At 39.1% G+C, this 13,606-nt stretch carries 10 protein-coding genes; 3 read left to right on the forward strand and 7 right to left on the reverse strand.

The annotated features are described in order from the left end of the window. Positions 1-20 precede the first annotated feature (20 nt). The 3 genes from AB1Z56_RS23020 (at position 21) to AB1Z56_RS23030 (ending at position 3,103) form a co-directional block, all read left to right on the forward strand. The gene (locus AB1Z56_RS23020) at positions 21-1,196 is read left to right on the forward strand and encodes an amidohydrolase family protein (protein ID WP_426790293.1); all 1,176 of its coding nucleotides are present in this window, start codon (positions 21-23) and stop codon (positions 1,194-1,196) included. Between the two features lie 117 nt (positions 1,197-1,313). Next, positions 1,314-1,595, forward strand: a complete 282-nt coding sequence (locus tag AB1Z56_RS23025) for an acylphosphatase (protein WP_309359959.1) — start codon at positions 1,314-1,316, stop codon at positions 1,593-1,595. Positions 1,596-1,666: 71 nt separating this feature from the next. Further along, positions 1,667-3,103, forward strand: a complete 1,437-nt coding sequence (locus AB1Z56_RS23030; RefSeq protein WP_309359961.1) for a lipopolysaccharide biosynthesis protein — start codon at positions 1,667-1,669, stop codon at positions 3,101-3,103. 56 nt (positions 3,104-3,159) lie between these two features. Here the strand turns inward: AB1Z56_RS23030 and dusB are convergent, their stop codons facing one another. The 7 genes from dusB to AB1Z56_RS23065 all read right to left on the reverse strand — a co-directional run bounded on the left by dusB (position 3,160) and on the right by AB1Z56_RS23065 (position 13,555). Then, a complete protein-coding gene (dusB, locus tag AB1Z56_RS23035; RefSeq protein ID WP_309359963.1) occupies positions 3,160-4,155 on the reverse strand; it encodes a tRNA dihydrouridine synthase DusB in 996 nt (331 codons plus the stop codon). 66 nt (positions 4,156-4,221) lie between these two features. Next, entirely contained in the window at positions 4,222-6,663 is a 2,442-nt protein-coding gene (locus AB1Z56_RS23040; RefSeq protein WP_426790294.1) for a TonB-dependent receptor domain-containing protein, read from the reverse strand. Between the two features lie 28 nt (positions 6,664-6,691). Further along, complete coding sequence (locus AB1Z56_RS23045) at positions 6,692-7,825, reverse strand: PepSY-associated TM helix domain-containing protein (protein WP_426790295.1); 1,134 nt, start codon at positions 7,823-7,825, stop codon at positions 6,692-6,694. A 111-nt stretch (positions 7,826-7,936) separates the two neighbouring features. Then, positions 7,937-9,145: a hypothetical protein gene (locus AB1Z56_RS23050; protein ID WP_426790296.1), complete on the reverse strand. Its 1,209-nt coding sequence runs from the start codon at positions 9,143-9,145 to the stop codon at positions 7,937-7,939. A 2-nt stretch (positions 9,146-9,147) separates the two neighbouring features. Further along, positions 9,148-11,571, reverse strand: a complete 2,424-nt coding sequence (locus AB1Z56_RS23055) for a TonB-dependent receptor domain-containing protein (RefSeq protein WP_426790297.1) — start codon at positions 11,569-11,571, stop codon at positions 9,148-9,150. Between the two features lie 113 nt (positions 11,572-11,684). Next, positions 11,685-12,773: a hypothetical protein gene (locus tag AB1Z56_RS23060; RefSeq protein ID WP_426790298.1), complete on the reverse strand. Its 1,089-nt coding sequence runs from the start codon at positions 12,771-12,773 to the stop codon at positions 11,685-11,687. 143 nt (positions 12,774-12,916) lie between these two features. Then, positions 12,917-13,555 carry a hypothetical protein gene (locus AB1Z56_RS23065; RefSeq protein ID WP_426790299.1) on the reverse strand — a complete coding sequence of 213 codons (639 nt, stop codon included), beginning with the start codon at positions 13,553-13,555 and terminating at the stop codon, positions 12,917-12,919. Positions 13,556-13,606 lie beyond the last annotated feature (51 nt).

Below are 13,606 nucleotides of genomic sequence, written 5' to 3' on the forward strand. Positions count from 1 at the left end.
ATTGATAGTGAGGAGATAAAATGTTAAAATATTTAAGCGCTAATTATATTCTACCGATTACTTCAATGCCGATAAAAGACGGTATTGTTTCGGTAGATGAGGAGGGGGTAATTCAAGGTATCTATGACCCGACTTCATTTACATCTACAGATAAAGCTAAGGTTGAGAAATACGATGGAGTGATAATTCCAGGATTTATCAATGCACATTGTCACATTGAATTGTCACATATGAAAGGGATCGTTCCTAAAGGTACGGGACTTCCGAGCTTTTTGAGTAAGGTAATGACAACGCGGTCCGCATCGATGAAGAAAATAGACGATGCTATGGCAAAAGCCGATCGGGAAATGTACGAAAATGGTATTGTCGCTGTTGGGGATCATGCTAATACTGATAATTCATCAAAATTGAAGGAAAATTCACAGATTCTATATCACACATTTGTGGAAGTGCTGGGAATTGAACCTGAGGAAGCTGATTTTAAATTAAAAGAGGCCAAATCATTAACCCAAGAGTTTAGGAATGGTCATGTATCCATTACACCCCACGCTCCCTATTCTTGTTCGAAGGTACTTTTCAAAAAATTCAAGAAAATGGTTCCGGAAACAAATATTATCAGTATTCACAATCAAGAAAGTGAAGAAGAGAATAAGCTGTTCCGTTATAAAATGGGTGAATTCTTAGACTTTTATAAGAATATAGGAAAAAATGCTGATGCCATCAAGGCGCAGGCGAGAAACTCCATTCAGTCTTATCTTCCTTATTTACCTTATCCGAATAGATTACTGTTGGTTCATAATACCTATACTTCGTTAAAAGATTTAGATTTTGTAGAACGTATGGACCGTGATGTGGTGTGGTGTTTATGTCCAAAAGCAAATCTTTATATTGAAGGAACATTGCCAAAGGTTCATAATTTTATGAATGCTGGACAGCGTCTGGTGATCGGAACGGACAGTTTAGCTTCAAACGATACTTTATCTATCCTTGAGGAGCTTAAGGTATTGCATACGCATTTTGAGGAACTTGATTTCTTACAGACTATCCAATGGGCTACCATTAATGGCGCTATTGCATTAAATATTCAAGATGAGTTTGGATCGTTGGAGGTCGGTAAAAAACCGGGTATCGTGTTGTTGCAAGGGATGGAACATATGCGTCTGAATGATGATGTTAAAGTTAAACGTCTAGCTTAGTATTTAATTCTACAAAAACTTCTGTACTTTTGCCCTTATGAAACGTCCATAATTATAATCGTAAAATTATAGATATGGTACGCTCCATCTGATCGATGGAATAAAAATAAGTTACAGATGAAACATTTGAATATTTCAATAAGGGGTAAAGTTCAGGGAGTCTTTTTTAGATTGACAGCCAAAGCAGTAGCAGATCAGGTTGGTGTGAGAGGCTTTGTTGTCAATTTAAAAGATGGTTCCGTTTATATTGAAGCCGAGGGCGATGATTTTGCACTGGATTCACTGTTGGAGTTCTGCCAAGAAGGCCCCGAAGGTGCAATTGTTGAAAGTGTAGAAGTCAAGGAAGGCGAACTTAAAAGCTTTTCTAATTTTGAAGTAGTTAAAAGAGTTCAATCCTAAGCCTAGTGTCTACAATCAAAAAATTTCTCAGCGATACCTTTATCTACGGTATAACTACTATCGTTTCTAGAATGATAGGGTTTTTGATGACTCCACTTTATCTCCGTAAGTTTAAAGATGCAGCAGTCTATGGTATCTACTCTAATTTTTATGCGTGGATGTCTATGTTGAATGCTGTATTAGCATTTGGTATGGAAACGACTTATTTCCGTTATTTACAGAAGGTCGAACCGCAAGATAAAAATAAAGTCTACAATAATAGTTTCTTCGTTACCTTAGCTACTTCGGGCATTCTCCTGCTGTCAGTTTTTGTATTCACGCGACCAATTGCCGCTTGGTTTGCTGATGGTGGCGATGTAAGCCTCTATGAGCAATATATTAAATACTTTGCATTCATTCTTGTTGCCGACGCACTTGCTGTTGTTCCATTTACAAAATTGCGTGCTGAAGGTCGGCCGTATAAATATAGTGCCTTGAAGTTCGTTAATATTGGTATTACTGTTCTTTCAAATTTGTTCTTTATCATTTTCTTACCTGACTGGGTACATAAATATACATTTTGGGCTGAATTTGCCGGAACGTGGTTTAAGGAGGGCTGGATTGGCTATGTGTTTATATCAAACCTTTTTGCTAGTGTCGTTACGTTGATTTTGCTCTTGCCAGAGTTGCTTACATTCCGACTTACCTTGGATAAAAAGTTAATGGATCAAATGCTGAAATATAGCTTTCCAATATTGATCGCAAATATTTCATTTATTATAAATGAAAATCTGGATAAAATGTTTTTCCCAAAACTACTGCCTGGTGAAGTAGGAATTAGGGACCTTGGTATATATGGAGCAGTGGCTAAATTAGCTGTATTTTTAAGTTTATTTGTAACTGCCTTTAGGTTAGGTGCTGAACCGTTCTTTTTTTCCTATTCTAAAAATCAAAATGCCTCCAAAACCTATGCTTTAATTATGGAGTATTTTGTCATATTGATGGTTGTCGCTATGGTTGGATTGACAGTCAATCTGGATTGGCTGAAATACTTTATCAAAGGGAACGAATCAGAAGTCGCTATTTATTGGACTGGGCTCAAAATTGTTCCAATCTTACTGTTTAATTATGTCCTTCTGGGGATATATATGAACCTGTCAATTTGGTACAAGTTGACGGACCAGACACGATATGCACTCTATATATCTGGTATCGGAGCCTTAATGACGATTGTGCTTAATGTTTGGCTTATTCCAACTTATTCCTATGTTGGAGCTGTTTTGTCTACGACAGTGGTCTATTTGGTCATGATCGGTTTTTCGCTTTATTGGGGACAGAAATATTATCCTATACCCTACAAGATGATCAAGATTACTGTTTACCTTGGCTTGGGACTTGTAATTTCCTGGTTGAGTTTTCAGGTTTTCCATAGCAATATCTGGATCGGTAATGCCATGCTTTTGATACTACTTGTGGTTACCTTTTTTCTGGAAAAAAATGGGTTAATGAAATTATTGCGACGAAATTAATTTATTCGATATAGGCTAAAATGGCGACACCTGTTTAGGTGTCGCCATTTTTATTTTTAGATAAGTTCTGCTATGAACGAGTGTTCAATCTCATGCAGTACCTCAAGGATCTCTGCCTGGCTTTGTAAGCTGACTAATTTCATTCGGTACTCTTTAAAATTAGGAATTCCTTTGAAGTAATTCGCATAATGCCTACGCATTTCAAAAATACCTAATTTGTCACCTTTCCATTCAATGGATTTGTTCAGATGTGTCCGGCAAACCTCGACACGTTCGGCAATGGTAGGTCCTTCTAGACGCTCACCAGTATTGAAAAAATGTTTGATTTCTCTAAAGATCCAAGGGTATCCGATTGCTGCACGGCCAATCATAATGCCGTCAACTTCAAATTCTTGTCGCCAAGCCGCAGCTTTTTCGACAGAGTCTACGTCACCGTTTCCAAAAATTGGAATCTTGATACGCGGATTACGTTTGATATCCCGAATCATGGACCAGTCCGCCTGACCCTTGTACAATTGTGCGCGCGTACGTCCATGAATTGCCAGTGCTTTGATGCCTACGTCTTGTAATCTTTCGGCAACCTCATATACATTTTTTGTATTGTCATCCCAGCCAAGGCGTGTTTTCACTGTCACAGGCAGATCTGTCGCTTCAACGACAGCTTTGGTCATGGCAACCATTTTATCAATATCCTGTAGCAGGGATGAACCAGCCCCTTTGCAGACTACTTTTTTAACGGGACATCCGTAATTGATATCGATTAAATTTGGGCCCGCTTTTGTACAGATTTCAGCCGATTGACGCATACTTTCGATGTCTCCACCAAAGATCTGGATACCAATAGGTCGTTCATATTCAAAAATATCTAGCTTTTGAACAGATTTGGCAGCATCACGGATTAGTCCTTCTGAAGAAATAAATTCAGTATACATTAAATCAACACCATTCTGTTTGCACACATAGCGAAACGGAGGATCACTTACATCCTCCATCGGAGCTAATAACAAAGGGAATTTACCCAAATCAATATTTTCACCAATCTTGACCGACATCTTCGATAATTTTTTACAAAGGTACAAAATTTGGCATTAGTATAAAGTTAGCTAACTGTCACGAGTTTAGAGTCGATTTTTGATCTCCTCGGATCCGGTTGAACGCTGGCTGTTCGAATCGCTAACCCCGCCAAATCGATAATTAAATGAGAGGATAGCCGTCCTACTGTCAGGGTTCGATTTCCCTACGAGCCTTATTGTTGACGAAACGGTCTCATAGCGACGATTGTTGGTCCTCAAAATATCATTCACCACTAGTTTGACAGATGCTCTTTTATTGAGTATATTTTTTTGGATGCCAGTATATATTTGACCGTAACTCTTGATCTGACTTAACCCTATTGTCAGCCCGGACACGTAGTTCCCGCCTAGTTCTAAAGACCAATCTTTAGGCAATTTGAATGTGTTCTGGCTATTTAGTGTAAGCGTATTGCCTTTTCGACTGATCAAGCCATTCTCTTGTGGAATATCATATTCATTACGGTAATAATTTGCGAAGTGCGTAGCTGACCACCAAGCTGTCAATTGGGTAGGGGCGATAATGGACAAGCCGTAATTTCTAAACGAACCAATATTCTCGGGTCGTTCGTAGGTAATGTATGGATTGGCTGGATCCGTACCAATGATCTCGTTAACAACATTGGTTTTCTTCGCATAGTTTAAGGTAAAAATATATTTGTTGACAAATGTATAGCCAAGTTCAAGAGAATGCTCGTAAGCAGGATTCAGACGGGCATTGCCTTCCGAATAGGAAAAAGGATCGGTATATACACGAAATGGATTGAGATCCCAAAATGATGGTCTTTGCACACGGTAACTGTAGCTTGTCTGTAATTTGTTTTTTTCATTGACGGCATAAGTTAGAAATGCTGATGGAAATAGCTTGAAATAGGATTTTTCAAATTGTTCATTCAGCGTGATTTGATTGCCTGATGTACGTGTGTGTTCTCCTCGCAGACCAACCTGTGCCGAAATTTTAGTCCAGCTTTTGGATAAATTGATATAACCCGCTTGTATCGTTTCTTTGTAAATGAAATGGTTGCTAGTTGTCAGGTCAGGAACGTATTGACCATTTTGTAAGGTGTCATAATGCAGGTCATTTTCTGTACGTACATGACTTGCTTTCCAGCCTGTCTCCAGTTTATACCCTTCGGCCAGGGGCAGTGTATAATCCAACTTGGCGACGTACACTTTATTGTCTGAGGGAATGTCTCCTCGACGTGACGACGGTTGGTTGAGTGGGGTGCCATCTGCTTTCGTATAATTCGTGTTTAGCTGCTGATCCATTTTGGAATAATGGTCGACAAGATCGAGGTCGATTTTTAGTTCGTGCCCTTTCTCATTAAATTTGATCGTGTAGTTGATATTGTAGAGCATATCCCGCCAGCGTTCTTTCCCTTCCGTTATCGTAGATGAGGACCATATTAATTGATTATCGTCAAAGTTTCTGAAGTTATTTGTCGTCGGTTCATACTTCGGATATTTGCCAAATCCGCCATTGATAAGTACACCAAGTGTCTGTTTGGAATCTATGTTATAATCTATACCAGCTCTAAAATTGTTCGACCGCAGCTTTGGCTGTATTTTATTTTCCTGCTGTGTATAAGATTTGGGGAGGTTACCTTGATCCGAATAGAAGTAGCGTGTGAGGGAGTTAAAATACTCAAGGTTCTGATGATACTGATTATAGATCGCGAATACATTTAGTTTCTCCGTGCGGTAATTTAAATTGAGACTACCGCCAAGGTGCATGCCCCTGCCTGTGCCACCGTTGAGGGAAATTGAACCATTCCATCCTTGTTTTATTCCTTTTTTCAAAACAATATTGATAATTCCTGCTGACCCGGCCGCATCTTGTTTTGCACTAGGGTTGGACATAAGCTCAATTTTGCTGATATCAATGGAAGATGTGCTGCGCAATAGGTTGGCCAGTTGGTCACCGGAAAGATAAGTCAGTTTTCCATTGATCATTACCGAAGCACCTGATTTCCCTTTAATGCTTAAGCTTCCGTTGTCATCTGCGGTTACACCTGGTAGCTTGTTGAGTAGTTCAAGTCCATTATTGCCATCAGCAAGCATGGAGTTTTCAACATTGAATACCAGTTTATCCCTTTGCTGTTCAATAAATTGTTTTTTGCGTTGAACCAACACTTCTGCTAAATAAGCATTATTCATTAATAGCACAATCTGGCCGAGATCGTATCCGCCAAGTTGTTCATCTAAACTGAAATGCGGACTAAAGGTCTCTTGATGCGTGATGCTTTTTACTTTTATATAATAACGGCCTGCCTTTGTGTCTCCGAAAATAAAATGCCCTGTACTATCTGCGACGATAGTTTTCGTTAATGTGCCATCTTTTGCTTGATGAAGGCTGATATTGACGTAAGGAATGGCATGCTTATCTTCGCCGATAATTTGACCTTTGATGTGGCTGGTTTTTTGGGCAAAGCTACTGGATACGGTACAAATGAATAGAAGACTCAAGATATGACGATTGAAGTAGAGCATAATGGTATGGTTACGGTATTGCTAAAATCTAAGTAGTTGCTAATTGTGTGCGTTTCGGTTTTTTTATAGCTTTTCTTTTCTTTCCCCACCAGATATAGAATCCTGTTATTGGTAAGGTTGCACATACAAGTGAGGCGATGAAATAGATGATTTTTGTTGTCATTCCACCAATAAAGCCAGTGTGGAGTGCATAATTGGAGCGCATCAGCCATTCGGTGGTATTCGCTTCATCAATGGGACCTTGCTTTCTGCCTGTCAATTCAAGTGTATATCGATCGAAATTGAGATCCCTCCAAGTTCCACCCTCCATGTCGGTACATGCATAGACTGTTTTGTCTTCACGCTCGGGGTAATGGACAATAACGGCTTCTTTGTTGTACTTGGCATACTCATAGCGTACCTTATACCAAATTTGGTCGGCTACTCGTAGCGCGTCATTTAAAGGCCTGTCAATTTGCTCTTCTTCATTCGTTTTCTCTATTTTAGGTCTATTTGGATAACCGCCTGTCAGCCAAACTACAGAACTTCTTATCCAAGGAAAGCTCATAATGAGTCCTGTTAAGCACATTACTAAGGCTATTGTCAGTGAATAGAAGCCGAGCACATTGTGTAGATCATAATTGATTCTTTTGAATTTCGCTTTCCATTTGATTGTAAAACTTTGTTCTCTCGATCTTTTGTTCCATTTTTTTGGCCACCAAAGAATTAGCCCTGTGATCAGCAGGATAAAGAAAATGAAGGTACTCCATCCAACAACCTGTCGGCCTATTTTAACAGGCATCCATAGATGGCGATGTCCTTCATCCATCAAGTGAAAGAAATCTTCATGATCTACAATGGCTAATACTTCCGCTGTATAGGGATTTACATAGACCAGACTATCGGAATGATCCAAACTGACCTTGACGGACTTATCAAGTCCATAATACCATGCGCTTGCTATATCTTTATCCGGCAGAACCCTCTTTACGGATCTGTAAATTGCGGAAGGGGGAAGCTGCTCTTCTGTTGTTCGGGATTCGATGTGGATATAGTTTGTTGTTAATTCTTTGATGTCATGTTCAAAAACAAGTACACAGCCTGTAATTCCCAGTATAATGACGGGTATACCGGCAGCAAGCCCTAACCAAAGATGGAGCCAGGCATTAATTTTACTTAACATAATTGACGGATTTGATCATCGTCCCCTAGTAAGGACTGTGGGAAAGTCGTTTTGTAGGCATTAGGAATAGTACTTCCATCATGCTTACAAAGCGACCTTCTTTAATTATCGTTATAATTTGACCATTTTATTGACGGCATTTATACCTTCAAGTTTTAGTCCTCTAGAGACAGCTTGAGACGAAGTGTTGTATTGATACACATAGTAGCCCTCTGCTGTATTCGCAGCAATGAAAATATTGTTCCCATCCGCCACTACGTTTTCGGCAAAAGGAGTTCCTTTGGCCAATGGGATATTGATTTTTGTCTTGGTTTGCGCTTTTACGTCAACCAAATAGAAGCTCGTGATATATTCTGTCCCATAAGAATCTGAGTCCTTAATTTTAGTTTTATCCAAGATTCTAACGACGGCCTTATTGTTACCTACATATGTAAGTCCCACAGCTTCTTCTTTTGTACGGTCGGTCAATTCGTAGAAATAAGTTGGATCGATCTCTTTTGAATTATTCTGTACCCTAAAGATTCCGAAAGGTTCACCAGTTGTTTTTGTTGACCAAATTGTAGGCGAAGTAATAAAATAGGCTGTCTGATCTTCCGTAAATGATGACTGTACATTCAAGGTGTAATGACTTGGGAAGGTAAAGCGGTCATCTTGTGTCACTGTAATATTGCTCATCGAAGGATAGTCCATACTAGCCAGATACGTTTTGCTGACAGAGATGCCTGTATCATTGTTTTCCTGTGTGTAGGCTAAGTATAATTTATCACCAATAAAAGCGGCATTGTAAGCCCAGAAATAATAGCCATCCATTAAACCGGGGATATTCAATTTACCACTGCTGGTGATTTTCATGTTTTCAACATCGAGAATAGCATATTCAAATTGAATTGCAGCATCTGAACTAAACAGAACCAGTGTTTTGTCATCTTTCCATTTATAGAAACTGGAGTAATACGCCCAGCTGATCGCAGGAAATGGAATTTCTTTGACAACTGTAATTTTGGAGTTATCACTTGTGTATTTGACTAATGTTTTAGAATCTGTGTCGATTCCGTAATAAAATTCACCTTTTGAGGTAATGGCTGCGTAATTGGATTTTGCACCGTTAGAGGCAGTGGTAAGGGTTCCTTCTGTTAAGGAGTTAGCTACAAGATTGTAAGTTGCTGCTGGTGTTCCTGCCTGGACAACAAAACCATATTTTGCACTTTCCTGTGCAGGAGGTTCTACTTCGCCTCCAGGACTGTTTTTGGAACATGCGGCCAATGTCGCAATAATGCCCGCGCTAAAGAGAATTGCTGTGGATTTTAATTTTGAAAACATAATTAATTGTGATTAAAGCTATTTAAGAAATATCGGAGTTTGACGTGAAATGAACGCCCTGGTTTTTGTAACCTAAAGTTGTCATAAGCCAGCTCATCGGTCAGGTTTCTGCATTCGACAGAAATATTGTATTTGTCTTTTGCAAAAGAATAGGAAAGAGCTGCATTATGGATAAATTGTGTAGGTATTTGGTTTTTAGATTCCTTACTACCCACACTTTCCCAATCCAAGTAATACCAGTGTGTGTAGTTTGAGGACCAGATAAACTGCAATTTAGTATCCGGTGCTAACCAATTATTTTTATAGATGCTCAAATTGAGATTCCCATACAACCAAGGTTGATTGGGCACTCTGTCGTTATAGGTTATATCGGGGTTAGCGGTTTGCCCATCAATATATTTGGACTTATTCGTTGAGTTTTGGTACGTACCATTGATCGAAAAGTCTAACAAATTAGCATATTGATATTTTAATTCTGCTTCAATGCCATTGATTGTAGTCTTGTCCAAATTTTGGTAACTGGAGAATTTCCCACCCGTAGGCTTGAAATAGATAAAATCGCGTGCATACCGTAGGAAATAAGAACTCTCAAAGTTAAGGCTGTGTTTACCAAAGTGTTGATTGAGATAAAAACCGAGATTGATGTTGTTACTATTCTCAGGTTTCAGCTTGTTATTGGCGATGATATTGATCCCATCACCAAACATTTCTTCAGATTCCGGGAGGCGATAGGTACGTTCGTAAGATGCCTTGATTCCGAGATTCTGTCTTAGGCTGAATCGGGAGGCCAGGCCATAGCCGATATAGTTCTTGTTGAACCGGGTGTCTTTATTTGTATAACCGTTGCCATCGCTGCCACTGAAATAGACAACATCTCTGGCAAATGTTCCTAAGTTGTACAACTTCGTAAAAATGGATGTACTGAGACGTTTGTCCAATGCAAGATTTTGATAGGCGAGTCCTAAGATATTTTTGGATATGGTGTTGGGAGTCCCCAATGGATTGCTTTTCGCATTACCAAGTTCTTCTTCTGCAGACCTGCTGCTATGTGCAAAATTATAATTGAGGTTGAGAGCGTTGAATTCGTCTAACTCATAACTAAAGTTTGTACGTATTAGCGCACTTTTGTTTTTATAATGATAGATGGTTTTGATATCATTGAGTTCTCCCGAAATTGCTAAAGGGATTCCTGTTCCACCACCCCAACCATAGCTTTGGCTAGCTGTATCGATAACACGGTATTTGTCGATGCCATAAGAGGCATAGGCGTTCATATTTAGCTTTTCGATCAAAAAGTTGTCTTTTTTGTATTTGAAAGAAGGCATTATATAGTTGCCTATTTTGCGAAGTTCACCATATACGGTGTTTTGGCTGGCACCAGTCTGTATTTCTTTGTTGAAATCTGAATAAGTCAATCCTAATGAAATCTTATCTGCCCAAGATTTGTCGGATAAAGAAATTTCGAATTGTGCCATATCGGAACGATATCTATCGTGAAAGCGTTTGGCGTCACGTTCTACGATGTCTTCATTTTCAATAACCTTAATTGGTGCCTCATTTTTAGGATTGTTGCGCATCCAGTAATTGTTGTCCGAAAGATTATGAAAGGCCCCTAATTGAAGAGAAAGTCCAGTTTTGTGATCTGTAAATCGACCATTTACCGCAGCACGCATAGTGTTGAAGGAGCCATAAGCAAGACTGGCGTCCAGCATATTGCCGGCAGATTGATTGGTGATGATATTGACGGCACCACCGAGTGCATCCGAACCTAGATACGCTGGAACGGCACCTTTAAATACTTCGATGCGTTCAATTAGGTTGACAGGTATGTTGTTTAATGTCAATCCTGAACCGAAGTTTTCCATTGGAATACCATCAATAAAGAAGCGAACTTGTTTTTCTGAAAGCCCGTTGATGGAAAATTTGAAATCAGAACCTAGACCCGCCGATTCGCGGATATTTACACCGAGACTACGAGATAGTACTTGATTGATGTCGAGATTTAGATTGGCAAATTGTCTAGTTTCAATCGCATTAACAGCAAATCCTGTTTCCTTCAGTTTTGTACTTTCCGATTTTCCATCAACTTGAGCAGTACCCAATCGTTGCGCTGACGGATCTAGATCAATGTTTATCTTTGTTGTAACAGTAGCAGGTATATCAATTTGAACCTCTCGGCTAGTGTAGCCTACGGCAGATATAAGCACTTTATATTTCCCGAAGGGGATATGCGACAGTTGAAAATTTCCCGATGGATCTGATGTTGTTCCTAGCTGCGTATTTTTTATTTTGATACTAACCGAATGTAATAAGCTCCCATCTTTTGAGCTTTTTATTTGACCTTGCAATACACCGTATTGTTGGGCAAAGAGAGTAGAAGAAAATGATAGCAATACACAGGTAGATATCGCCCTAAAATTTGACATACACTTATTTAGATTAAATACATATTATCTAAGTAGCGTAAGTCTAGATTTACCGAAGGTCCTACTGTGAAAAAAAAGAAAATTTTTTGTAAAAGTCTGTCTTACAGTTGAAATTAATTTAGTCGATCGATTCTTACGATAAAGTCCGTAGCCTGATCCAGTTGAAGGCCTACCTTTATTTCTCCTGATTTGATATCATAAATCCAAACCTGATGCTTGTCTGAGCTGTCATCAATGGTGATATATGCTTTACCATTTTCAACAAGTACAGATTCTTTACGGGTGCCTTTGTCAAATGGTAGGTTGAGTTTGCGTGTGCTTTTGGTACTGAGGTCAACAAGAAAATATTCAAATTGATAAGTAGAGTGGTGGTCGCTAAAATCGGTATAGCGATCTTTACGTTCGCTTCGTACAATCGCTTGATGGTTTCCGAGGTACCACATTCCATAAGCGTGGTTATGGGTCTGTGCTGTTAAATCAAAGAAATAATTCGGGTCAATTTGAGTTGACTTCTGATCAATTTTAAAGATTGCAGTTGGTTTTGAGGGAATATTTCCTAAAGCTATACCTGGGCAAGCCATAAAATAATAGTTTCCCTCTTCATCATTGAAACTATAGGATTGTACCGTATTGATCCCTCCGGGATAAGTGGATCGGGTATCTTTTTGGATTCCCTTGAGCTCTAGTGTTGTTTCATCTAGGGTAGCCACATAGAAGGTGTCTATTGTGGTGAAGTCTGTTTCATTGATAATTTTATTAAACGTATAACCAATTAGCAGTTTTTGCTGGTGTATGGTACTAAAGCCAATGGAGATAATATTGAAGTCGGGGGCTGAGGAAGGTATCTTTAACTCGTGCTGCTGAACGATTTTAAAAGATTTGATAGCGATCTTTGTGTACCATAAACGCCGATTGGTTTTGTTGTCTGATGTGAAAAGGAGTAAGGTGTCGTTGTTGAGCCAATTGATATTTTCAATATGTTGGTCAGGCATAGACAGCTGAGCAATTTCTTTTAGGCCTGTTTTTTCTAGTGTATATTTTCGAAATTTCCCTTCTCTGAGGAAATAAAATCTGCCATTTTTAACAATGATGCTGCGATCGAACTCTTGTGTTGGAATTTCGATCCCATTTTGTTGAATATCCAACGTTCCACTGTCGATTTGGTTAGATGTTACAATTGTATTCCCTAGATCTTTATCCATCGTGTACAAGCTGTATTTGCCGGATAAGTTTTTCTCTTCATGTTCAGATTGACAGCTTATCATTAAGCTAAGTAGCAAAAGCGGTAAGAATAAGATAAGACGGCTTGGTCGCATGTGAATATGGGTAATGGAATTAAGATCGATTAAATGATGTTAAATTGTAACTTGAGCTCATGCTGTAATGTTGGTGCAAGAAAAGTGAGTTCAGATTTAGCGATGATCACCTGTTTTCCATTTTTTTGTGGCTGCAATACAAAATAGATTTCGCCCGTTTTTAATTCTTTCTTTTTATCAGCCCCCGGCATGCTGAAGGCAAAGTTCCTTTTGGGTATAAAGAGCATATTGCCTGTCGTTTTGATTTCCCCGGTATCGGTATTGATCTGAGCAGTCGCATTCTTGCCTAAGACTATTTTATAGTTTTGTTGATTGATATATTTCAAGTTCGCATTCCTCGCGTTGTCGAATGTCGCATCAGTCTTCTCCTTCATGCTATTAAACTGATAGAGGCCAAAGCTAAGCAGGATTAGGAGGGAGGCTGCAATGCCAACATATTTAAGCGGGTACTTTTTGCTCCTAATTTCTATTGGGGCTTCTGCTGTCTCGATATAGTTGTTGATATCAGCCCAGATATCGTTTTCCAATTTATCTTTTTTAGCTGTTGAAATAGGTACTGGGTTAGATTCGAAAGTATCATCCATCAGCCATTCTTCTACCAACAGTTTTTCTGTTGGAGAGCATTGGCCTAGATGGTATTTCTCTATTAACTTATGGTCTATTTTCATCCGTATATTCAACTCAATAACAAAAGTACGAGATTTCTCTTTTCTGCATCA

Source organism: Sphingobacterium sp. WOUb80, assembly GCF_050058145.1.
GTDB lineage: Bacteria > Bacteroidota > Bacteroidia > Sphingobacteriales > Sphingobacteriaceae > Sphingobacterium.

What these genes read in the sequence shown, in the direction of transcription:
- AB1Z56_RS23050 (WP_426790296.1), bottom strand. Translation starts at nt 9,145, where the DNA reads ATGTTTTCAAAATTAAAATCCACAGCAATTCTCTTTAGCGCGGGCATT.
- AB1Z56_RS23040 (WP_426790294.1), bottom strand. Translation starts at nt 6,663, where the DNA reads ATGCTCTACTTCAATCGTCATATCTTGAGTCTTCTATTCATTTGTACC.
- AB1Z56_RS23025 (WP_309359959.1), top strand. Translation starts at nt 1,314, where the DNA reads ATGAAACATTTGAATATTTCAATAAGGGGTAAAGTTCAGGGAGTCTTT.
- AB1Z56_RS23030 (WP_309359961.1), top strand. Translation starts at nt 1,667, where the DNA reads ATGATAGGGTTTTTGATGACTCCACTTTATCTCCGTAAGTTTAAAGAT.
- dusB (WP_309359963.1), bottom strand. Translation starts at nt 4,155, where the DNA reads ATGTCGGTCAAGATTGGTGAAAATATTGATTTGGGTAAATTCCCTTTG.
- AB1Z56_RS23060 (WP_426790298.1), bottom strand. Translation starts at nt 12,773, where the DNA reads ATGGATAAAGATCTAGGGAATACAATTGTAACATCTAACCAAATCGAC.
- AB1Z56_RS23055 (WP_426790297.1), bottom strand. Translation starts at nt 11,571, where the DNA reads ATGTCAAATTTTAGGGCGATATCTACCTGTGTATTGCTATCATTTTCT.
- AB1Z56_RS23065 (WP_426790299.1), bottom strand. Translation starts at nt 13,555, where the DNA reads ATGAAAATAGACCATAAGTTAATAGAGAAATACCATCTAGGCCAATGC.
- AB1Z56_RS23020 (WP_426790293.1), top strand. Translation starts at nt 21, where the DNA reads ATGTTAAAATATTTAAGCGCTAATTATATTCTACCGATTACTTCAATG.
- AB1Z56_RS23045 (WP_426790295.1), bottom strand. Translation starts at nt 7,825, where the DNA reads ATGTTAAGTAAAATTAATGCCTGGCTCCATCTTTGGTTAGGGCTTGCT.